At 74.1% G+C, this 20,548-nt stretch carries 21 protein-coding genes; 13 read left to right on the top strand and 8 right to left on the bottom strand.

Annotation, left to right across the window (positions count from 1 at the left end; genetic code table 11):
• Positions 1-2: 2 nt before the first annotated feature.
• Positions 3-653: a helix-turn-helix transcriptional regulator gene (locus PU704_RS00790; RefSeq protein WP_075872050.1), complete on the bottom strand. Its 651-nt coding sequence runs from the start codon at positions 651-653 to the stop codon at positions 3-5.
• A gap of 387 nt (positions 654-1,040) precedes the next feature.
• Between PU704_RS00790 and PU704_RS00795 the strand changes: the two genes are divergently transcribed.
• The 4 genes from PU704_RS00795 to PU704_RS00805 all read left to right on the top strand — a co-directional run bounded on the left by PU704_RS00795 (position 1,041) and on the right by PU704_RS00805 (position 5,771).
• Complete coding sequence (locus PU704_RS00795; protein ID WP_277549716.1) at positions 1,041-3,215, top strand: glycosyltransferase; 2,175 nt, start codon at positions 1,041-1,043, stop codon at positions 3,213-3,215.
• Between the two features lie 165 nt (positions 3,216-3,380).
• Positions 3,381-4,775, top strand: coding sequence for an OFA family MFS transporter (locus tag PU704_RS00800; RefSeq protein ID WP_277549717.1), 1,395 nt, complete (start codon positions 3,381-3,383; stop codon positions 4,773-4,775).
• Between the two features lies 1 nt (position 4,776).
• Positions 4,777-4,878: an MFS transporter small subunit gene (locus PU704_RS20025; protein WP_417466370.1), complete on the top strand. Its 102-nt coding sequence runs from the start codon at positions 4,777-4,779 to the stop codon at positions 4,876-4,878.
• 158 nt (positions 4,879-5,036) lie between these two features.
• Positions 5,037-5,771 (top strand): GAF and ANTAR domain-containing protein, encoded by a 735-nt coding sequence (locus PU704_RS00805; RefSeq protein WP_277549718.1) that lies wholly within the window; start codon positions 5,037-5,039, stop codon positions 5,769-5,771.
• A gap of 63 nt (positions 5,772-5,834) precedes the next feature.
• On the opposite strand, the gene PU704_RS00810 is transcribed toward PU704_RS00805, so the two are convergent.
• Entirely contained in the window at positions 5,835-6,050 is a 216-nt protein-coding gene (locus tag PU704_RS00810) for a hypothetical protein (protein WP_277549719.1), read from the bottom strand.
• Positions 6,051-6,137: 87 nt separating this feature from the next.
• Here PU704_RS00810 and PU704_RS00815 point away from each other — a divergent pair, with 87 nt between their 5' ends.
• Positions 6,138-6,725 carry a CGNR zinc finger domain-containing protein gene (locus PU704_RS00815; protein ID WP_277549720.1) on the top strand — a complete coding sequence of 196 codons (588 nt, stop codon included), beginning with the start codon at positions 6,138-6,140 and terminating at the stop codon, positions 6,723-6,725.
• Between the two features lie 6 nt (positions 6,726-6,731).
• Here the strand turns inward: PU704_RS00815 and PU704_RS00820 are convergent, their stop codons facing one another.
• Positions 6,732-7,502, bottom strand: a complete 771-nt coding sequence (locus tag PU704_RS00820) for a FadR/GntR family transcriptional regulator (protein ID WP_277549721.1) — start codon at positions 7,500-7,502, stop codon at positions 6,732-6,734.
• Positions 7,503-7,695: 193 nt separating this feature from the next.
• Between PU704_RS00820 and eat the strand changes: the two genes are divergently transcribed.
• From eat to PU704_RS00845, 5 genes are all read left to right on the top strand, one after another.
• Complete coding sequence (eat, locus tag PU704_RS00825) at positions 7,696-9,126, top strand: ethanolamine permease (protein ID WP_277549722.1); 1,431 nt, start codon at positions 7,696-7,698, stop codon at positions 9,124-9,126.
• A gap of 61 nt (positions 9,127-9,187) precedes the next feature.
• Entirely contained in the window at positions 9,188-10,570 is a 1,383-nt protein-coding gene (locus PU704_RS00830) for a glutamine synthetase family protein (RefSeq protein ID WP_047805320.1), read from the top strand.
• Positions 10,551-11,348 carry a gamma-glutamyl-gamma-aminobutyrate hydrolase family protein gene (locus PU704_RS00835; RefSeq protein ID WP_277549723.1) on the top strand — a complete coding sequence of 266 codons (798 nt, stop codon included), beginning with the start codon at positions 10,551-10,553 and terminating at the stop codon, positions 11,346-11,348. The genes PU704_RS00830 and PU704_RS00835 overlap by 20 nt, the downstream gene beginning before the upstream one ends.
• Positions 11,345-12,706 (top strand): aldehyde dehydrogenase family protein, encoded by a 1,362-nt coding sequence (locus PU704_RS00840; RefSeq protein WP_277549724.1) that lies wholly within the window; start codon positions 11,345-11,347, stop codon positions 12,704-12,706. The genes PU704_RS00835 and PU704_RS00840 overlap by 4 nt, the downstream gene beginning before the upstream one ends.
• Before the next feature lie 53 nt (positions 12,707-12,759).
• Positions 12,760-13,536 carry a 3-oxoacyl-ACP reductase gene (locus tag PU704_RS00845; RefSeq protein WP_075872054.1) on the top strand — a complete coding sequence of 259 codons (777 nt, stop codon included), beginning with the start codon at positions 12,760-12,762 and terminating at the stop codon, positions 13,534-13,536.
• 51 nt (positions 13,537-13,587) lie between these two features.
• On the opposite strand, the gene PU704_RS00850 is transcribed toward PU704_RS00845, so the two are convergent.
• Together PU704_RS00850 and PU704_RS00855 are read right to left on the bottom strand one after the other, a co-directional pair.
• Positions 13,588-14,292 carry a DUF899 domain-containing protein gene (locus PU704_RS00850; protein ID WP_277549725.1) on the bottom strand — a complete coding sequence of 235 codons (705 nt, stop codon included), beginning with the start codon at positions 14,290-14,292 and terminating at the stop codon, positions 13,588-13,590.
• Positions 14,289-14,870, bottom strand: a complete 582-nt coding sequence (locus PU704_RS00855; RefSeq protein ID WP_277549727.1) for a dihydrofolate reductase family protein — start codon at positions 14,868-14,870, stop codon at positions 14,289-14,291. The genes PU704_RS00850 and PU704_RS00855 overlap by 4 nt, the downstream gene beginning before the upstream one ends.
• A 106-nt stretch (positions 14,871-14,976) precedes the next feature.
• Here PU704_RS00855 and PU704_RS00860 point away from each other — a divergent pair, with 106 nt between their 5' ends.
• A complete protein-coding gene (locus PU704_RS00860; protein ID WP_277549728.1) occupies positions 14,977-15,600 on the top strand; it encodes a TetR/AcrR family transcriptional regulator in 624 nt (207 codons plus the stop codon).
• A 120-nt stretch (positions 15,601-15,720) separates the two neighbouring features.
• Here the strand turns inward: PU704_RS00860 and PU704_RS00865 are convergent, their stop codons facing one another.
• The 3 genes from PU704_RS00865 to PU704_RS00875 form a co-directional block, all read right to left on the bottom strand.
• The gene (locus tag PU704_RS00865) at positions 15,721-16,794 is read right to left on the bottom strand and encodes a threonine aldolase family protein (protein ID WP_277549729.1); all 1,074 of its coding nucleotides are present in this window, start codon (positions 16,792-16,794) and stop codon (positions 15,721-15,723) included.
• Positions 16,795-16,941: 147 nt separating this feature from the next.
• Positions 16,942-18,186, bottom strand: coding sequence for a hypothetical protein (locus tag PU704_RS00870; RefSeq protein WP_277549730.1), 1,245 nt, complete (start codon positions 18,184-18,186; stop codon positions 16,942-16,944).
• A gap of 85 nt (positions 18,187-18,271) precedes the next feature.
• Complete coding sequence (locus PU704_RS00875) at positions 18,272-19,420, bottom strand: hypothetical protein (RefSeq protein WP_277549731.1); 1,149 nt, start codon at positions 19,418-19,420, stop codon at positions 18,272-18,274.
• A 140-nt stretch (positions 19,421-19,560) separates the two neighbouring features.
• On the opposite strand from PU704_RS00875, the gene PU704_RS00880 reads away from it, so the two are divergent.
• Both PU704_RS00880 and PU704_RS00885 read left to right on the top strand, forming a co-directional pair.
• A complete protein-coding gene (locus PU704_RS00880; protein WP_277549732.1) occupies positions 19,561-19,959 on the top strand; it encodes an NUDIX hydrolase in 399 nt (132 codons plus the stop codon).
• Positions 19,960-20,004: 45 nt separating this feature from the next.
• Positions 20,005-20,478: a DUF2867 domain-containing protein gene (locus PU704_RS00885; RefSeq protein WP_277549733.1), complete on the top strand. Its 474-nt coding sequence runs from the start codon at positions 20,005-20,007 to the stop codon at positions 20,476-20,478.
• The last annotated feature ends 70 nt before the right edge of the window (positions 20,479-20,548 follow it).

Genomic DNA, 20,548 nt, shown 5'->3' on the forward strand with positions numbered 1-20,548 from the left:
CCTTAGGCGAGCGGCAGGACGGGCGGGATGATGCCGTCCTCGATGGCCCTCTTGTACAACTCGAGCTTGGTGCGCGCCGGGCGCTCCACGAGGGCGTACTTGCGCCGGATCCGCTTGAGGTGCTCCTCGACCGTGGACTCCGCGATCCGGAGCCGGGTGGCCACCTCCTGCTCCTGGAGGCCGTCCACGTAGAGCGAGAGCACCTCGCGCTCCCGGGCGGACAGCTTGGCCGGGGCCCGGCTGGGCAGCTCCGCGAGGGAGGCCTGGAGGCCGTCGCTCACGAAGTGGCCCAGCTGCTTGGCCAGCCGCATGGTCCGGAAGACCGCCTTGATCGGCTCGCACTTGCCCACCGCGCCCGAGGCCCCGCACGTGAAGGCCGAGCGGACGCGGACGAGCTCGTCCGGCGGCGTGAGGACCACCACGGTGTGCTCGTGCGCGACGAGGTCGGTGATGTTCTGCACCAGGCTGCGGCCGTCCTGGGTGTTGAGGCTCAGGAGCACCACGGCGGCTTCCGCCGCGTTCTGGGCCAGGAACTCCGGGACCGTCCCCGCCACGGCGCCGATCCGCACCCCGTGCTCGGGGTGCTCCAGGGACTCCCGCTGCATCGCGATGCGGGTCATGGGCTGGGGGCTGACGACGGCGGCGGTCAACATGGTGGGAACTCCTCGACTTCTCCCGCGACGGGGTGCGCGGGGTCTCCGGGGCCGGTCCGGCCCGGAGCGGCGACGGGCGGTCGACGACCCGGAGCGCCCTCCCGCCGCTCTCCTTCGTATGCCGGATCAGGCATGTACAGGGATTCGGTGGAGAGCGACCCGGGCGACGGTCCTGGACGTGGTCGCTGCCGGCGGAGACGGTGCTCTGTGGTTCCTCCACGATGACGGACCCGCTCGCACGCGGACAAGGCAGATTCGTACGGACCTGCAACTCCGTACACCGTACGAGGGACAGTCCGTGTCCGGACCCCGTCGTGGCCGCCCCGGTGAGGGACTGCCTGGGAGAATGGTGGTGCACCAGCCGCCGGAGGAAAGGCCTGTCCTGTCATGCGCATCGACGTCCTGAGCAGCACCGGCGGCCTGGAGCCGCACCTCCGTCAGGAGGGCGGGCCGGACCGCCTGCTCCAGCAGCTCGCGGCGCGCGGGATCGAGGCGGTGCTCGCGCAGCCGGGTGTCCCGCGGCCGCCCACGGAGACGGAGGCGGAGGGCCCCACCGCGCTGAGTCCTTCGGAGGAGGCGCCGCCGGCCACAGCGGGGCTTCTGCTGATCGGCACCGAGCACCCGGCCGACCGGGAGCTCCTCGCCGGCTGGCTCGAGGCGGCGCGGGCCGCGGTGCGGCACGGCCGGCCGGTCGTGGTCAGCGGCCTGGCCCTCGACGTCCGCGACGCTCCGGCGGAGGTCCTGCGCGAGCTGCTGGCCGCGGCCTCGCTCGTGGGGCTGCGGGACGAGCCCTCCGTGGCCCTGGCCCGCCGGCTCTGCCCGGAGCACCCCGGCCTGCACCTCGGCCGGGACGACACCCTCGACCTCCCGGATCCTGCCGTCGCACCGGGCTCCGCCCCTGCTCCCGTCCCTGTCGATGCGGACGCCCCGGACCGGGTCCCGGGCCGGACGCACGAGGAGGCGCCCCATCAGGCACCGGACCAGGCGCCGCCCGCGATCGTCGCGGCCCTCGAGCGCCCCGCCGGGCCGATCGGTCCGGAGGAGGCCGCCCCGGTGCTCGCCGCCCTGCTCGACGCCCTGGTGCATCGGGTGCCGGGCGCGGTCGCCGTCCTGCCGTGCCGTGCGGAGGACGCGGACTTCGCCGCGGCCGTCGCCGCGCACCTGCCGCGAGACGTCCGGCGGCACCCGTCGGCGCCGGGAGCGGCGGCGGCGCTGGTGGGCGCGGCCCAGCACCTCGTGACCACCTGCCCCCGCGCGGTCGCCCTCGGGCTCGCCGGCGGGGCCGACGTCCTCCCCGTGGGCACGGATACATATGCCGTTGAGCGCATGGACGCGGTGCTGCACCGGTGGGGGCTGGCCGGGCACGCGGTGCCGCTGGCCGCGCTGCTCACCCCCGGTGACGCGGCGTGGGACACCCGCGCCGCCGTCCAGCAGTGGGCCTCGGAGGCCGTCGAGCACCGGGCGGCGGTCCGCTCGGCCCTGGTCGACGCGGTGCCGGCCCTGCGCGCCGCGGGCGAGCGCTGGTGGGACACGGTGGCCGAGGCCCTCCGCGGCGGGCGGCCCCAGCCGCCGCCCGCCGCGGTCGTCGCGCCGCGCGGGGTCGGGGCCCCGGTGGTGCGCGCCCTCCGGCGCCGGTACGTCGTCCCCGCGGTGCCGCCCGCACGTCCCACGGTCGCCGTCGTGCTCCGGAGCCGCGGACGCTCCGCGCAGCTGGCCCGCGCCCTCGACGGCCTCCTGGCGCAGACCTTCACCGACTGGCAGCTGGTCGTGCTGGACGGCGGGGACGATCCCGCCGATGTCGACGAGCTCCTCACCGCGCGGCGGGCGGAGCTCGCGGGTCGGGCGGCGGTCCTGCACCACCGTCGTGGCCTGACCCCGGGGGCCGCGGCCAACCGCGGGCTGCGCGCGGGGGACTCGGAGCTCGTGGTGCTCCGGGACGGCCACGACGAGTGGTCCCCCACGGTCCTGCAGCGGGCCGTGGCCCGGCTCGAGGACCCGCTGGCCACGGACGACGGAGTGGTGGTCCCCGGGCGCGGCCCGGACGCCGCGTCGCCGGTGCCCGCCGCCCCCACCCTCACCGGCGCGCTCGGCGGTGAGCGCCCGGCGTCCGGGGTGTTCGTGTACCGGCGCGCGGTGCACGGGGTGCTCGGCGACTACGACGAGACCCTGTCCGCCGCCGCAGACTGGGAGTTCCGCCTGCGCTTCCTCGAGACCTTCACCGTGGGTCTCGTCGAGGGCCCGCTGCGTCCCGTGCGGGCCCGGCAGGGAGGGGCGCCGGGTGCGGAGCTGCGCCGCCGGGACGAGCTGCTCGTGCGCGAGCGACACCTCAGGCAGTGGACCGCCGAGAACGGCATCGGCCTGCCGCTCCACCTGAGCCAGGAGCTCCGCACGCAGGCGGAGGGGCTGCACGCGCGCCTGGACGGCTCCGAGGCCCTCGCCCGCGAGCTCCTCGACCTCGTCCGCGCGCAGTCGGCCCGGCTCGAGCAGCTGGAGCGCACCGTCGCGGAGCGGGGCTTCGCCGCGTTCTGGCGACGCGTGTGGCGGACCCTGCGGGGGCGGTGACGCGGGTGGGCCGACCCGCTGGTCGACAGGGTGCTTTTCATCCGTGTCCTTGATGTGACATGATTCACCCTCGTGCGCCGTGGCGGGTGCGCCCGGTCCCGTGCCCCCGGGCCGCCCCGGGTCCGCCCCGTCACGGCACGTCCGCAGCAAGGAAGGAGTCGAGTCATGGGCTGGCTGGATCGAGAGCACACGGTGGCACCCCCCGGCTTCAACCGCTGGCTCATTCCTCCGGCGGCCCTGGCGGTGCACCTGTGCATCGGCCAGGCCTACGCCACGAGCGTGTACAAGACCGCACTGGTGGAGCACTTCGACGCGAGCCTCACGGAGATCGGCATCATCTTCTCCATCGCGATCGTCATGCTGGGCCTGTCCGCGGCCGTCTTCGGCACGTGGGTGGACACCAACGGGCCCCGCAAGGCGATGTTCACCGCCGCCCTGCTGTGGTCCGGCGGGTTCCTGGTGGGTGCGGCCGGGATCTTCACCGAGAAGCTGTGGCTGGTCTATCTCGGCTACGGCGTGATCGGCGGGATCGGCCTGGGCATCGGCTACATCTCTCCGGTCTCCACGCTGATCAAGTGGTTCCCGGACCGCCCGGGACTGGCCACGGGCATGGCGATCATGGGCTTCGGCGGCGGCGCGCTGATTGCCAGCCCGCTCTCCGCGGCGCTGCTCAACGCCTACGACCCGGAGTCCGGCGGTCAGGGGTGGGTCGCGAGCGGCGACGCCGTGGGCAAGCTCTTCCTGACCCTCGCCGTCGTCTACCTCGCCTACATGCTCTTCGGGGCGTTCACCATCAAGGTCCCCGCCGACGGCTGGAAGCCCGAGGGCTTCGACCCGTCCACGGTCGAGACGAAGGCGCTCGTCACCAAGAACCACGTCTCCGCGAACAACGCGATCCGGACCCGGCAGTTCTGGCTGGTGTGGATCGTGCTGTTCTGCAACGTCACGGCCGGCATCGGCATCCTCGAGCAGGCCGCCCCCATGATCCAGGACTTCTTCCGCCAGGCGGACGGCGCGTCCCTCGTGACCGCCGGGGTGGCCGGCGGCTTCGTCGGGCTGCTGTCCATCGGCAACATGGGCGGGCGCTTCGTGTGGTCGACCACCTCGGACGTCGTGGGGCGCAAGCGGATCTACATGATCTACCTGGGCGTGGGAGCGGTCCTCTACACCGTGCTGGCCCTGTTCGGGTCGAGCTCCACGCTCCTGTTCGTGCTGCTGGCCTTCGTCATCATCTCCTTCTACGGCGGCGGCTTCGCCACGGTGCCTGCCTATCTGCGGGACCTCTTCGGGACGTTCCAGGTCGGGGCCATCCACGGCCGGCTGCTCACGGCCTGGTCCGCCGCCGGCATCGCCGGGCCCCTCATCGTGAACGCGTTCCTCGACGCCCAGGGCACCCCCGGGGAGCTCACCGCGCAGGCCTACCAGCCCGCGCTGCTGACCATGGTCGCACTGCTGGTCGTGGGCTTCGTCGCCAACCTCCTGGTCAAGCCCGTGGACGCCCGCTACCACGAGCCCGACACCGCCTCGTCCGACCCGAAGATCCTCGCGAAGGAGGCATGACATGAGCCGTGCACGACTGGCACTCGGCTGGGTCCTCGTCGGGGTCCCGCTGCTCTACGGGATCACCCAGACCGCCCTCAAGGTCACCGCCCTCTTCGTCTGAGCCGCCGCGCAGGGTCCCGGTCGGCGGGTGCGCCCCGCCGCGGGCGCACCCGCCGGCCGTCCGCACCGGCCCGGATTCCTGGCACGATGGAGCCAGACCGCCCCGGACCTCCGGGGCGGCTGCCGATCCGGCACCTGTACCGACGACAAGGGGACCCCATGACCGAGCGCGACCCGAGCGGGGTGCCGGTGGCCCGCTTGCAGGAGCTGCTGCTGGAGTCCGAGGACATCACCGCGTTCCTCGACGAGTTCACCGCGACCATGGCCCAGGCCCTGTCCACCGACGGGGACGAGGTGTGGTGCGCGGTGACGCTGCTGCGGCCGCGGCGCTCGGCCACGGTGGCCTCCTCCAGCCCGCGGGCCGAGGCCCTGGACGAGATCCAGTACCACTACGGCGACGGGCCCTGCCTGGCCGCCGCCCGCGAGCACCGGGTGGTGCACGTGGAGGACACCGGCGCCGACCCCCGCTGGCCGGACTACGGGAAGGCCGCGGCCGCGGCCGGGATCGGCGCCGCCCTGGGCGTGCCCCTGGAGCTCGGGGGAGAGGCGGCCGCCGGGCTCAACGTCTACGCCGAGCGGCCCGGGACCTTCGACGCGGCCACCATCGAGGTCGTCACCCGCCAGGTGGCCTCGGTGTCGGCGTCGCTGGCGCTGGCCGTGCGCCTGGCCCGCCACCGCGACACCGAGACCGACCTGCGGGCGGCGATGGAGTCCCGCACCACCATCGACCTGGCCGTGGGCATCGTGATGGCCCAGAACCGCTGCAGCCAGGAGCGGGCCGTGCAGATCCTCCGGGCCGCCTCCAGCCACCGCAACGTGAAGCTGCGCGACCTGGCCGCCGATCTGGTCGCCACCGTGTCCCAGGGGCCGACCAGCACCCACTTCGACGGCTGAGCGAGCCTGCGGGGTGCGGTGCCGTGCCCCCGCCGTCCGTCGTCGACCGCGCGGTCCGCGGGATCAGCGCCGCCGCTGCGCCGCCGGCCGGGCAGTCTCGTGCAGGGCCGGGTAGGACGGCCCGTGCGCGCCGAGCACGGCCAGCCCGCGCCGGACGTTGTAGTAGACGTCCCGCAGCGTCCAGGTGCGCAGTGCCGTGCGCTCCCGCCGCGGCACGGACAGTCGCCCCACGGTGGCGAGGAGGACGAGCAGCACCAGGATGTAGACTCCGCCGGCCATGAGGGGCTCCTTCTCGCGACCGATGTCGCGTAATGGTCTAATATCGCTACGCCACTCACGCTAGGCGTGGAAAGGATAAGTAGTCAAGTGCATTTTGCCTATGACACCGAGGACGTCCTCGAGTTCGACGTGGCGCTGCTCAACACCGCTCCCGGCGCCTCCCGCTCCGGGGAGGAGGAGCTGGAGGACACCGAGCAGCTGCGGGTCCTCCTCGCGGAGCACGGCTGGTCGGGGCGCTTCGACCGCGACGAGCAGGAGCTGTCCGACGTGCTGCGGGTGCGGCACGACCTGCGCCGCATCTGGGCCCTGGAGCGGGACGCCATGGTGGCGGCGGTCAACGCCGTCCTGGACACCGAGGACGTGGCCCCGCAGCTCGCGCGGCACGACGGCAAGGACTGGCACCTGCACGCCTCTCCGTCCCACGCGCCCCTGGCCACCCGGCTGCGCCTGGAGTCGGCCTTCGCCCTGGTGGACGTGATCCGTTCGGACGAGACCGACCGGCTGCGGGTGTGCGAGGCCGAGGACTGCGAAGGAGTGCTCCTGGACCTCTCCCGCAACCGCTCCAAGCGCTTCTGCAGCCAGCGCTGCGCCAACCGCACCAACATGACGGCCTACCGCCGGCGCCGGGCCGAGGGCACGGAGCAGGGCGGCGGGATGTCCGACGCCGGCGGCTGAGGCGGCTCAGGCCCCGGCGCCGCCCCGGTCCCCGGCCTCGCCCGGGGCCGAGGCGGCTTCCCCGGCTCCGTGGCCGAGGAAGCCCCGCAGCAGCGCCGCGGTGCCCTCCAGATGGGCCAGGGCCGCGGCCCGGGCGGCGGGCGCGTCGCCGGTGAGGACGGCGTCCGCGATCTCGCGGTGCTGGCGGTCGGAGTGCTCCAGGTTGACCGGCAGCACCGGGATGCGGTCCAGCAGGTCGCTCGCCCGCGAGCGGATCTCCGCGACCGCCCGGACCAGGCTGGGGCAGCCGCCGAGCTCGGCCACGGCGATGTGGAACCGCGCGTCGGCGGGGCGGTAGTCCTCCGGGGGGCTCTCCTCGACCTGACGGAGGCAGGCCCGCAGATGGCTGCGTGCCGCAGCACTCAGCGCGGCCCGGGCGGCGAGCTCGGCCGCCGCGGGCTCCACCACGGCGCGGAAGACGATCACGTCCTCGACCTCCGCGGGGTCCACGCGGGGGAGGTCCTCGTCCGGCAGGGCGGTCCGCCCGGTGACGAAGGTCCCCCCGTACCGGCCGCGCACCACCTCGAGCACGCCCGCCGCCTGGAGCTCGCGCAGGGCCTCCCGCAGCGTGGCGCGCGAGATGCCCAGCAGGGCGGCCGTCTCCCGCTCCGGCGGCAGCCGCTCGCCCCGGCGGAACAGGCCGAGCCGGATCGAGTCCAGGATCCGCTCGACGGCCTCCTCGAAGGCGTTGCCCTGCCGGACGGGCCGGATCAGCGGGTGCTGGACGGGGTCGCTCACGGTCGTGCACCTCCTCGCGCTCGGTCCTGCGCCCATCGTGCCACGGCCGCGCCGGCCGGCCGGTGCCCGGCCCCTGGCGGCGGGCGGTCGCGGCCCGCAGGGTCTTGACGGCCCCCGGCCGACCCCACAGACTGTCAGCACTGACGCCATATGTCTGTTTTCAGACCTTTGCGGAATCCGGAGGGATCGTCCCATGCCCGACTCCCCAGCACAGCCGACGCGCACCGACGAGTACTTCCAGCACCGCCAGCTCCGGTCCGGGGCGGCGGGCTGGGTCCTGCTGGCGGGCCTGGGCATCGCCTACGTCATCTCCGGGGACTTCTCCGGCTGGAACATCGGGCTGTCCCAGGGCGGGTGGGGCGGGCTGCTGATCGCCTTCGTACTCATGGGCCTGATGTACACCTGCATGGTGTTCGGCCTCGCCGAGCTCTCCTCCACGCTGCCCACGGCGGGCGCCGGCTACGGCTTCGCCCGCCGCGCCCTCGGCCCGCTGGGCGGCTTCGCCACCGGGATGGCCGTGCTCATCGAGTACGCCGTGGCCCCGGCGGCGATCGCGACCTTCATCGGCGGCTACATCGAGGCCCTCGGCCTGTTCGGGATCACCAACTCCTGGCCCGTCTACCTGGTCACCTACCTCGTGTTCATGGGCATCCACATGTACGGGGTCGGCGAGGCGCTCAAGCTGATGTTCGGCATCACGGTGGTCGCGGTCCTCGCGCTCGGGGTGACCGTCGTCGCGCTCGTACCGCACTTCGACACCGCGAACCTCTTCGACATCGTCCCGGACGACGCAGTGGGGGCCAGCGCGTTCCTGCCCATGGGCTGGGCCGGGGCGATGGCGGCGCTCGTCTACGGCATCTGGTTCTTCCTGGCGATCGAGGGCGTGCCGCTGGCCGCCGAGGAGACCGCCGACCCCCGCCGGGACATGCCGCGCGGGATCATCGTGGCCATGGCCTTCCTGCTGGTCTCGGGGGCGCTGATGCTCGTCCTGGTGCCCGGCGCCGCGGGCGCGGAGGCGATGAGCACCTCGGACAACCCGCTGCCGGAGGCGATCCGCACGGTCGCCGGGCAGGACAGCGTGATGGCGAACATCGTCAACTACGCCGGCCTCGCCGGGCTGGTGGCGAGCTTCTTCTCCATCATGTTCGCCTACTCCCGGCAGCTGTTCGCCCTCTCACGGGCCGGCTACCTGCCCCGCTGGCTCTCGCTGACCGGCAAGCGCAAGACCCCCTGGGTGGCGCTCATCGTGCCGGGCACCATCGGCTTCGTGCTCGCGGCCGCGACCGGCGACGGCGGGCTGCTCATCAACATCGCGGTGTTCGGCGCCACCGTCTCCTACGTGCTGCTCAACCTCTCCCACATCGTGCTGCGAGTGCGCGAACCCGACCTCCCGCGCGGCTACCGCACCCCGGGCGGCACGGTCACCACCGGCATCGCCCTGGTGCTGGCCCTCGTGGCGGTGGTCGCCACCTTCCTGGTCGACGTGGTCGCGGCCTCCATCACCGCCCTCGTGTTCGTGGTCTTCCTCGCCTACTACTGGTTCTACAGCCGGCACCACCTCGTGGGCCACGCCCCCGAGGAGGAGTTCGCGCAGATCCGCACCGCCGAGGCCGACCTGCACTGACCACCCGGGCGCGGCACCGCCGCGCACCCTCCCACCCCTCCAGCGACGAAGGACCGGACCCATGACCGAGACGCCCCAGCACCCCCGCAACGCCAGGATGCTCACCGTCGAGCAGCTGCGCCGGCACGTCGCCGACGGGCTGGTGGACACCGTGGTGCTCGCCTTCACCGACATGCAGGGCCGGCTGCAGGGCAAGCTCAACCACGCGCAGTTCTTCCTGGACTCCGTGCTGGGCGAGGGCGCCGAGGGCTGCAACTACCTGCTCGCGGTGGACACGGAGATGAACACGGTGGGCGGCTACTCGATCAGCAGCTGGTCCTCCGGCTACGGGGACATGGAGTTCGACATGGACCTGGACACCATCCGGCTGATGCCCCACAACCCGGGGCAGGTGATGATCCAGTGCGATCTCACCGGCCACGACGGCCGGCCGATCCCCATGTCTCCGCGGGCCATGCTGCGCCGCCAGCTCGACCGGGCCCGGGACATGGGCTTCCGGATGGTCACCGGCACCGAACTGGAGTTCTGCGTCTACGACACCACCTACGAGGACGCGTGGGCCTCCAACTACCAGCGGCTGGTGCCGGCCAACCAGTACAACGTGGACTACTCCGTGCTCGGCTCCCAGCGCGTCGAGCCCCTGCTCCGGGAGATCCGCAACGCGATGTACGCGGCCGGCATGACGGTGGAGTCGGCCAAGGGCGAGTGCAACCTCGGCCAGCACGAGATCGCCTTCCGCTACGACGACGGGATGGTCACCGCGGACAACCACGTGGTCTACAAGCTCGCCTCGAAGCAGATCGCCCACCAGCAGGGGAAGTCCATCACCTTCATGGCCAAGCCCAACGAGCGCGAGGGCAGCTCCTGCCACATCCACATGTCCCTGCGCGGCACCGACGGGGAACTCGTCTTCTGGGACGAGGAGCGCCGTGCGCGCAGCGCCACCTACGACCGGTTCATCGCCGGGGTGCTGCGCACCATGCGGGAGTTCGCGCTGTTCTACGCGCCCACCATCAACTCCTACAAGCGCTTCGCCAAGGGCAGCTTCGCCCCCACCTCGGTGGCCTGGGGCATCGACAACCGCTCCTGCGCCGTGCGTCTCGTCGGCAGCGGAGCGGGCGCCCGGATGGAGAACCGGGTGCCCGGCGGGGACGTCAACCCCTACCTGGCGCTGGCCGCGATGCTGGCCTCCGGGCTGCACGGCATCGAGCAGGAGCTCGAGCTGGAGCCGATGACCGAGGGCAACGCCTACGAGTCCGACGCCCCCGTGGTGCCCTCCACCATGCGCGAGGCCCGGGACCTGCTGGCCGGCTCACAGCTCGCGCGCGAGCTGTTCGGCGAGGACGTCGTCGAGCACTACGTGCACTACGCGGACGTGGAGCTGGACGCCTTCGAGTCCGCCGTCACCGACTGGGAGCTGCGCCGTGGCTTCGAGCGCCTCTGAGCCGTTCCGCGCGGGGTACCGTCCCCGGATCGCCCTGACCACCTACTACCAGGAGGGGTCGTGGGGGGTCTGGAACTCGGTGGCCGCGATCGTCCCGGGCGCCTACGTGGAGGCCGTCGCCGCCGCCGGCGGGACGCCCCTGCTGCTGCCCCCGGTCGGCACGGACCCGGAGGTGCTGGGGCTCGTGGACGGGCTGATCGTGATCGGCGGCGTCGACGTGGACCCGCGGTTCTACGGCGCCGAGCGGCACGAGCTGACCTCCTCGCAGCCCTCCCGGGACGAGCACGACCTCGCCCTGACCCGGTCCGCGCTCGAGCGCGGGCTGCCGCTGTTCGCGATCTGCCGCGGCGCCCAGATCCTCAACGTCGCGCTGGGCGGCACGCTGATCCAGCACCTGCCGGACGTCAACGAGAACGCGGCGCAGTACCAGCCCGAGCCCGGCCGCTACGGGCAGGTCGCCTTCCGCACCGAGCCCGGCAGCCGCTGCCGGGAGCTGCTCGGCGCGGCGGCGGAGTCCCCCTGCTACCACCACCAGGCCCTGGACGAGGTCGCGGAGGGGCTGGTCGTCACCGCCCGCGCCGCGGACGGGACGATCGAGGCCGTCGAGACCACCGCGGGGGGCTGGGCCCTCGGCGTCCAGTTCCACCCGGAGGAGAACCGGAAGGACCCCCGCCTGTTCGAGGGCTTCGTCGCGGTGGCCCACGACCACGCCCGCGGGCGCACCCCCTCCGGCGGCCCCGCCGGGGCCCTGCACCGAGAGGACACCTGCACCCCATGACCAGCACGCAGATCATCGACCCCACCACCGAGGAGGTCATCGGCACCGTCGCGCTGACCTCGCTCGAGGAGACGGACGCGGCCGTCGACCGGGCGCACCGGGCCTTCCGGACCTGGCGGGACGTGGCCCCGGGCGACCGCGCCCGGCTGCTGCGCCGCTTCGCCGACGCGGTCGACGCCGACCTCGAGCACCTCGCGGCCCTGGAAGTGCGCAACGCCGGGCACACCATCGGCAACGCCCGATGGGAGGCCGGCAACGTCAGGGACGTGCTCGCCTACTACGCCGGAGCCCCGGAGCGGCTCTCCGGCCGGCAGATCCCGGTGCCCGGCGGGGTCAACCTCACCTTCCACGAACCGCTGGGGGTCGTGGGCGTGATCGTGCCCTGGAACTTCCCCATGCCCATCGCCGGGTGGGGCTTCGCCCCGGCGCTGGCCGCCGGCAACACGGTGGTGCTCAAGCCGGCGGAGCTCACCCCGCTGACCGCCGTCCGGCTCGGGGAGCTCGCGCTCGAGGCCGGGCTCCCGGAGGGCGTGCTCACGGTGCTGCCCGGCAAGGGCTCGGTGGTCGGGGAGCGGTTCGTGACCCACCCCGCCGTCCGGAAGGTCGTCTTCACCGGCTCCACGGAGGTCGGCCGGCGGATCATGGCCGGGTGCGCGGACCAGGTCAAGCGCCTGACCCTGGAGCTGGGCGGGAAGAACTCCAACATCGTGTTCGCCGACGCGGACCTCGAGCAGGCCGCCGCGACCGCCCCCGCCGGGGCCCTCGACAACGCGGGCCAGGACTGCTGCGCGCGCTCGCGCGTGCTCGTCCAGCGCGCCGTGCTGGACCGTTTCCTGGAGCTGCTCGAACCCGCCGTGCGGGACTTCACGTGCGGAAACCCGTGGTCCGAGGACACGCGGATGGGGCCGCTGGTCTCCGCCGCCCACCGGGACGCGGTGGCCGCGTACCTCGACGACGACGCGCCGGTCGCCTTCCGCGGGACCGCCCCGGAGGGTCCCGGGTGGTGGTTCCCGCCGACCGTGCTCACCCCCGCACCCGGGTCCCGGGTGTTCCGGGAGGAGATCTTCGGGCCGGTGATCGCCGTGGTGCCCTTCGAGGACGAGGCGGACGCGGTCCGGATCGCCAACGACACGGAGTACGGGCTGTCCGGATCGATCTGGACGCGCGACGTCGGGCGGGCGCTGCGGGTCTCCCGTGCCGTCGAGGCCGGCAACCTGTCGGTCAACTCGCACGCCTCGGTGCGCTACTGGACCCCCTTCGGCGGGTTCAAGCAGTCCGGCTTCGGCCGGGAGCTCGGCCCGGACGCACCGCAGGCGTTCACCGAGACCAAGAACGTCTTCCTCGCCACCACGCCGTGAGGACCGGTCCGTCCGGCTCTCCCCGCCCCGCCCCCACCACCGAAGGAGAACCCATGGAGGTCAACGCCCGCCGTCTGGTCGGCCGCAGCGCCGTCATCACCGGAGGCGCCAGCGGCATCGGTCTCGCCGCGGCCCGCCGTCTGGCCGCGGAGGGCGCCCACGTCGTCGTCGCGGATCTGAACGCGGCAGCCGGGGAGGCGGCCGCGGCGGAGGTCGGGGGCCTGTTCGTGCGCACCGACGTGACGCAGGAGGACGACGTGGTCGCGCTCTACGCGGCGACGCACGAGGCCTACGGGTCCGTGGACGTGGCGTTCAACAACGCCGGGATCAACCCGACGGACGACGGGTCGGTCCTCGACACCGGCCTCGACGCGTGGCGCAGGGTGCAGGAGGTCAACCTCACGAGCGTGTTCCACTGCTGCAAGCACGCCCTGCCCTACATGCGGGAGCAGGGCCGCGGCTCGATCGTCAACACCGCGTCCTTCGTGGCGGTGATGGGGGCGGCGACCTCCCAGATCTCCTACAGTGCCTCCAAGGGCGGGGTGCTGTCGATGAGCCGGGAGCTGGGCGTGCAGTTCGCCCGGGAGGGCATCCGGGTCAACGCCCTGTGCCCAGGCCCGGTCAACACCCCCCTGCTGCAGGAGCTCTTCGCCGCGGACCCCGAGCAGGCGCAGCGCCGGCTCGTGCACGTCCCGGCGGGGCGGTTCGCGGAGCCGGAGGAGATCGCCGCCGCGGTGGCGTTCCTGGCCAGCGACGACGCCTCCTTCGTCAACGCCACCACGTTCCTGGTGGACGGCGGGATCGCCGGGGCCTACGTGACGCCCGTGTGACGTCGTCGCCGTCCTCCGCCCGGTGGGGCCGTGTCCGGGGCGGGGGCGGGTCTACCCCGGGGCGGAACCGTCCTGCGCGCCCGGGCCGTAGAGGGCGGCGACGTCCGTGGACTCGAGCCACCTGCTGTAGGTGGGCGACTGCGGCCAGCCGCTGGGGGAGTCCTGCCACTCCTCCTGGCGTCCCCAGGGCAGCAGGTCGATCAGGGGGAAGGTGTGGCTGACCTGTTCGACGCCGCGGCCGCTGCTGTGCCACGTGCGGTAGACGGTGTCGCCATCGCGGAAGAACACGTTCAGGGCGAAGCCGCCTCCCGGAGGAGCTCCGACGTCGGTGCCGAAGGGACTGTCGGCGGTCGAGTACCAGTCCATCCGGTTGCCGACGCGGCGGTGGGCGAGGGCCTCGTCGATCGGTCCCTGGGTGACGACCACGAACCGGGCGTCGTAGTTGTCGAGGAAGTCCAGGCGGGTGAACTGCGAGGTGAAGCCCGTGCAGCCGCCGCACTGCCAGGCCTCGCCGGGGAACCACATGTGGTGGTAGGTGATGAGCTGGCGCCGTCCGCCGAACACGTCGACGAGCCGCACCGGCCCCTCCGCGCCCTCCAGGGTGTAGTCCGGCAGCTCGACCATGGGCAGCCGGCGACGCTGCGCCGCGATCGCGTCCAGCTCCCGGGTGGCGGCCTTCTCCCGGACGCGCAGGGCGTTCAGCTCTCGTCGCCAGGTGTCCTCGTCGACCACACGGGGCCGTCCTTCGCCGATCATGACGCTTCCTCCTCCGGCGGCCGGCCCGGGATCGGCCGGTACGCGGCATAGGTGACACCGGAGCCGAACGACCGGGCATCGAGCAGCCGGAGCTCCGGGATGACGTGTCCGTCCGGGAACAGCCGTCGTCCGCGGCCCTGGACGGCGGGGTGGACGAAGAGCCGGTACTCGTCGACGAGCCCGGCCTCGATCAGCGCGTGGGTCAGGGTGATGCTGCCGGTGCACACGATGTCCTTGCCGGGCCGGGTCTTGAGGGCCCTGACCTGCTCGACGGGGTCGCCGGCGAGGACCGTCGAGTTCTGCCACTGCGGGTCCGTCAGGGTCGAGGACACGACGTACTTGTGCACCTGGTCGAGATAGGCGGTGATCCCCGTCGTGTCGTCGGTCTGCAGCGGCCAGTAGCCGCGGAAGTCCTCGAAGGTCCGCCGGCCCAGGAGACAGGCATCGGCCGCCCGGTCCTGGCGGTGGGTCAGGGCCAGGTACTCCGGGTCCGGCTCTCCGGCGGGGTCGAACCAGTCGTCGAGCATCTCGACCGCGCCGTCGAGAGTGGTGTTCTGGGTGATGATCAGGGCCCGCATGCCGGGACTCCTTCGTCCGTGCCCGGACGGTGCGCCCCCGCCAAGTGGACACCGTCAACAAGTAGAGTGTGCACACCGTACACACCGGCTGAGGGAAGGGTCAAGGGTGCCGCGCACACGGGATGCCTACCACCACGGCGACCTCCGCAGAGCGCTGGTCGACGCCGGTCTCGCCGCGACGCGGGCGCAGGGGACCACGGCCCTGGCGCTGCGCGACGTCACCCGGCAGGTCGGGGTCTCGCCGAACGCCGCGTACCGGCACTTCGCCGACCGGAAGGCGCTCCTGTCCGCGGTCGCGCGGGAGATCCAGGACCGGATGGCCGAGCAGATGCGAGCGCGGATGCCGGCCCCGGCGGACGCCGCTCCCCGGGACCGGGCGCGGCTCCGGCTGCGCGGGGTGGGGCTCGGCTACATCGCCTTCGCCGTGGCCGAGCCGGGGTGGTTCGAGACGGCCTTCTTCGGATCCGGTGGGGCGCCGGAGGGCGTGCTCCACGACAGCCACGACCGGTTGCCGCCCCCCTTCGCGCTGCTCGTGGAGGAGCTCGACGGCATGGTTGGGGCGGGCGCGCTCTCCCCCGAGCGCCGGGACGGCGCCGAGTGGGCCTGCTGGAGCGCCGTGCACGGTTTTGCCGAGCTCGTCGTGCACGGACCCCTGCGCGGCCAGGACCGGGAGCGGATCGACCGGTGGGCCGAGCGCGTCGTGGACGACATCATCTCCGGGATCGTCTGAGCCGTGCAGGAGTGTGCCGGGCCGCGCCCCGGCGCGTGAGCTCCTACGGCGTCCCGGGCGGCCCCACGGTGCACGGGACAGGACAGCACGCCCCGGCGTGGCCGCCCGGGGCGCGCGTGGTCAGCGGCCGGCGCCGACCGTCTGCTCCCGAAGGGCCGCCACGAACCCGTCGACGTCCTCCTCCGTGGTGTCCCACGAGCACATCAGCCGGACCTCCCCGGTGGCCGCGTTCCACACGTAGAACGGCCAGCGCTCCTGCAGCCGTGCGGTGGCGCCCGGCGGGAGCACCGCGAACACCGCGTTCGCGTCGGGCAGCTGCGTCACCGTGACCCCGGGCACCGCGGCGAGGCCGGCCGCCAGCCGCTGCGCCATGGCGTTCGCCCGGCGGGCGGCGGTGAGCCAGAGGTCCCCGGTGTGCAGCGCCAGCAGCTGGGCGGAGACGAAACGCATCTTCGAGGCCAGCTGGGTCGAGAGCTTGCGCACGAACCGGGGCTGGCGCACCGCCTCGGGGGTGAGCACGACGACGGCCTCCGCCCCCATCAGCCCGTTCTTGGTCCCGCCCCACGAGACCACGTCCACCCCCACGTCCGTGGTCAGCGCCCGCAGCGGCAGGTCGAGCGCCGCAGCCGCGTTGGCCAGTCGGGCGCCGTCGAGATGGACGGTCATGCCCAGCCCGTGCGCGTGCTCGCACACCGCGCGCAGCTGCTCGGGGGTGTAGACCGTGCCGAGCTCCGTCGACTGGGTCACCGTGACCACGCGCGGCTGGGCGTGGTGCTCGAATCCGAAGCCGTGGGCCTCACGATCGACCAGCTCGGGGGTGAGCTTCCCGTCGGGCGTGGGCACCGGGAGCATCTTCACGCCGGCGACCTTCTCCGGCGCCCCGCACTCGTCGACGTGTGCGTGGGCGGTGGCCGTGCAGATCACCGCGTCCCAGCGGTCCGTCATCGCCGAGAGCGCGACGACGTTGGCCCCGGTCCCGTTGAACACCGGGAAGCACTCCGCCTGCTCCCCGAAGTGGTGGCGGACCACGTCCTGCAGCGCCTCCGTGTACGGATCCGCGCCGTAGGCGCCGACGTGGCCCCCGTTGACGGTGGCCAGCGCCTGGAGCACCTCGGGGTGGATCCCCGCGTGGTTGTCGCTGGCGAATCCCTTGCGGGCGGGGTCGTGGAGGCGGGTCAGGGCGGTCTCGGTCACGGTGGGCCTTTCCGGTGGGTCGACGGCGTGCAGGGCCGATTCCGCACTCTACTCGCGCCGCCCGGGCGCGGCGCCGAGGACCCGGGCAGCCCGGTGCCCCGGGGCGAGGTGCTCAGCTCCCCGCCCCGGGGCGGCCGCGGCGGGCGGCTACCGCCGCGTCGCGCGCCGACGGTCCCAGCGGCGCACCGCCGCACCGACGATCACGGCGAGCAGCGCCGCCCCGAGGGAGTGGCCCGGGCCTGCGGCCGCCGTGGTGGCGGCCGCAGGAGCCGCTGCGGAGACCGTCACCGGGCCGCACATCTGTGCCGCACGCCCGGCGGCGGGCTCCGCCGGGCGTCCGGAGGCCGTCACCTCGGTGCTGGTGCCGGTGGCGTCGGAGCCGGCGGCGACACCGGGGGCGACGCCGGTCGCGGCTCCGTCGACGGGCGCCGCGGGCGTGATGCAGTCGTGCTCCTGGGCGGACCCCGTGGCCGGAGCCGGGCTGTTCCCGCGCATCGGCTGCACCTCGGCCTGGACCTGGGCCTCGAGGAAGGCGGTGCGGCCCGCGCCGGAGACCGCCGGAGCGGTGGGCCCGCTGACGAGGCCGGCGGGGACGGGATCACCGCCGGCCGTGGCCGGGGCGTCTTCCGTGGCTCCGCCCGCGCTGCCGCCCTCGGTCCCTGCCCCGGTCCCTGCTCCGGTGCCGGTGCCGGTGCCGGTGCCGGTGCCGGTGCCGGTGCCGGTGCCGGTGTGGGCCGGGTTCCCCGCGGGCTCCTCAGCGCCGTCGGTGCCGTCCGGGGTGCCGGGGCCGGCGGGGACGTCCTCATCGGCCGGGGTCGTGCCCGCGTCCGGAACCGGTGCGCCGGTGCTGTTCTGGCCGGTGCCGGTGGTGGGATCGCCGATGAGGGTGACGGGGTTGCCCTCGACGGTGACGGGGGCGGTGATCACGGGGGCGATCTGGTTGCCGCCGGCGAGGCTGTCCTGCCCGGAGGTCTCGGCGGCCGGGGCGGTTCCGTTGCTGCCAGTGCCCATGCCGGTGCCAGTGCCCGTGCCGGTGGTGGGGTCGCCGATGAGGGTGACGGGGTTGCCCTCGAAGGTGACAGGGGCGGTGGTCACGGGGATGACCTGGTTGCCGCCGGCGAGGCTGTCCTGGCCGGAGGTCTCGGCGACCGGGGTCGTGCCCGGGGTGGTCCCGCCACTGCCGGTCCCGGTGCCGGTGGTGGGGTCGCCGATGAGGGTGATCGGGTTGCCCTCGACGGTGACGGGGGCGGTGAGCACGGGGACGACCTGGTTGCCGGCGAGCAGGCCGTCCTGGCCCGAGGTCTCGGCGGCGGACGCCTCCGACGAGCCGATGGCGGCGATGCCGGCGGCGAGGACGAGGCCGTACAGGCCACGACGAATGTCCTGATGCATGACTGTTCTCCTGATGTGATGACGGGTGACCGCAGGGCGGCCGGACAGGGCTGCGTCTGCCCGCGAACGGGCAGGGCAGTCCTCATCAATCAGGTGTGGAACCGGGGTCGAACGCCGGGGGCGCCGGGAGGTCCTCCGCGGCGCCGCGCACCAGCTCGGTGCCGTCGGCCGTCGACCGGGCCGTCAGGTCCAGGACGACGGCCTCCCCGGGCATGCCGGGCCAGGCGTCGGCACCGGAGTCGCCGAACGGTGAGCCGGTGCCGCCGCTCCCGGTCGACGAGGAGCTCGTCCCGGCCGTGCCGACCCCCTGGACACCCGCGTGGACACCGGCGTCGACCGGAGCCTGGGCCGCCGCGACGGCGCCGCTGCCGCCCGGGGGGACGACCAGCGCGCGGAGCAGATCAGCGGGAGAGGCGGCACCCGCCTGCGGGGCGATCGCCGCTGCCGGGGTCACCGTCTCCGTCCGCAGTCGTGCCGCAGCCGCGGCAGGTTCGCCGGCCGCGGCAGGCGCGGTGAGCCCGGCAGGTGCGCGCTCTGCAGGAGCGGCAACGGCGCCGTCGAGGACCGGGGCTTCCCGCACTCCGTCCCGCGACGGGGCGGAGGTCGCGGGCACCGGGGTCCCCGGCGCCTCGGCCGGCGACCCGGCGTCGAGCGGAACCGTCTGCGGGGCGGACGGAACGGGCGCGACCCCCGGAGCGGGGACGAGAGGAGGCAGGCCGGGGACGCGGACGGGACCCACACCGACGACGGGGGTCCGGACGAGCACTTCGTCCACGGCCCCGGTGACGGGCCGGGCGGCCGCCTCCACCGTGCCGGCGAGGCCCTCGACCACTCCGGTGGTCTCCCGGGCGGCGGTGCCCACGGTGCCGGACGGCGCGACCCCGCCGACCACGGGCACCGCGGCGACGGTGCTGTCCACCGCGTCGGCGAGCGGGGCGGCGAGCTCCTCGACCGCCCCCGTCAGACCGCCGACGGTGCCGGTGACCTCCTCGACGAGCGGGCCGGTGCGGAGCCCGACCGGTGGCGCGGGTGCGGGAGCCGGCGACTCCGCGGGGGGTGCCGGCTGCAGGACGTCACGGACCGTGCCGCCGAGGTGGTGGCCGAGCCCGCTCACTGGGCCCTCCGCGGCGCTCGCCCCGGTCGCTCCGAGCAGGAGCCAGCCGAGGGCGGTCAGTGCGGAGAGGAGCGCCAGGCGCAGGGCGGTGGCACGGGAGCGCCGCATCGACGACGTCACGGTGGCACCTCCTCGTTCGCATCCTGACGAGTCCGGCCCGCTGGGGGGTGGTCCCAGGGTAGGACCGCACGACGGGGACTTCAATGCATTTGCCTGAAAAGAGGTGTGGGGTCCGCACCCGCCGCCGGTAGTGTCGGGGCATGCGCATCGTCCGGGCCGCCGCGGCCGTGGTCGTCGGCGCGGACGGCCGGCTGCTGCTGATCCGCCGGGGCACGGACCCGCAGCGCGGTCGCTGGAGCGTGCCGGGCGGTCGGGTGGAGCCCGGTGAGACGGTGGCCGAGGCCGCCGTCCGGGAGGCCTTCGAGGAGACCGGCGCCCGGGTGCGCGCCGAGCGCGAGCTCGGGGCGGTGCGCGTCCCCGGCGGGCCGGGCGTGGTCTACGAGGTGCACGACGTCGCGGCCGCGTACCTCGGCGGGACGCTGCGCCCCGGCGACGACGCCGACGAGGTCCGGTGGGTCGCCCCGCAGGAGCTCTCGGCGCTGCCGACGACCGACGGGCTGGTCGAGCACCTCGCGCGCTTCGGGATCCCGGTGCGCTGACCCGAGCCTCCCCGGCCCGGCTCCCCTTCGTGCTTGGATAGGGGCATGGGACGGACGCAGGGCTTCTACGTCGACACGGTGCAGCGCACCAGTTCGGCCGACCGGGACGCGGTGTGGGCGGTCGTCGAGGGCATCGGCGGGGAACGCGGCTGGTACAGCACCGACCGCCTCTGGGCGGCCCGCGCCGCCGCCAACCGCCTGGGCCTGCCGCCCGGGCGGCTGCGCCACCGCGAGGACCCGGACCGGCTGGCGCCCGGGCAGCGCCTGGACTGGTGGACGGTCGAGGCCCTCGAGCCGTCACGGCGGCTGCGGCTGCGCGCCCTGGTCCGGATGCCCGGGGAGGCCTGGCTGGACATCTTCCTGGAACCCCGGGCGGACGGGGGCTGCCTCTACCGCCAGACCACGGTCTTCCGGCCCGCGGGGGCCGCCGGCCGCGCCTACTGGTACGCCATGCTCGCCCCGCACAAGGCCGTCATGGGCCGGCTCGCCTCGGACATCCTGGAGCACGCGCAAGGCTAGGGGGCGCGCGGGCTCTTCCGCACCGGCTCTTCCGCCGGCGGTCCCGCAGCCGTAGCGTGGTCTCACCGGC

It is taken from the genome of Kocuria oceani (assembly GCF_029524215.1).
Lineage (GTDB): Bacteria > Actinomycetota > Actinomycetes > Actinomycetales > Micrococcaceae > Kocuria > Kocuria oceani.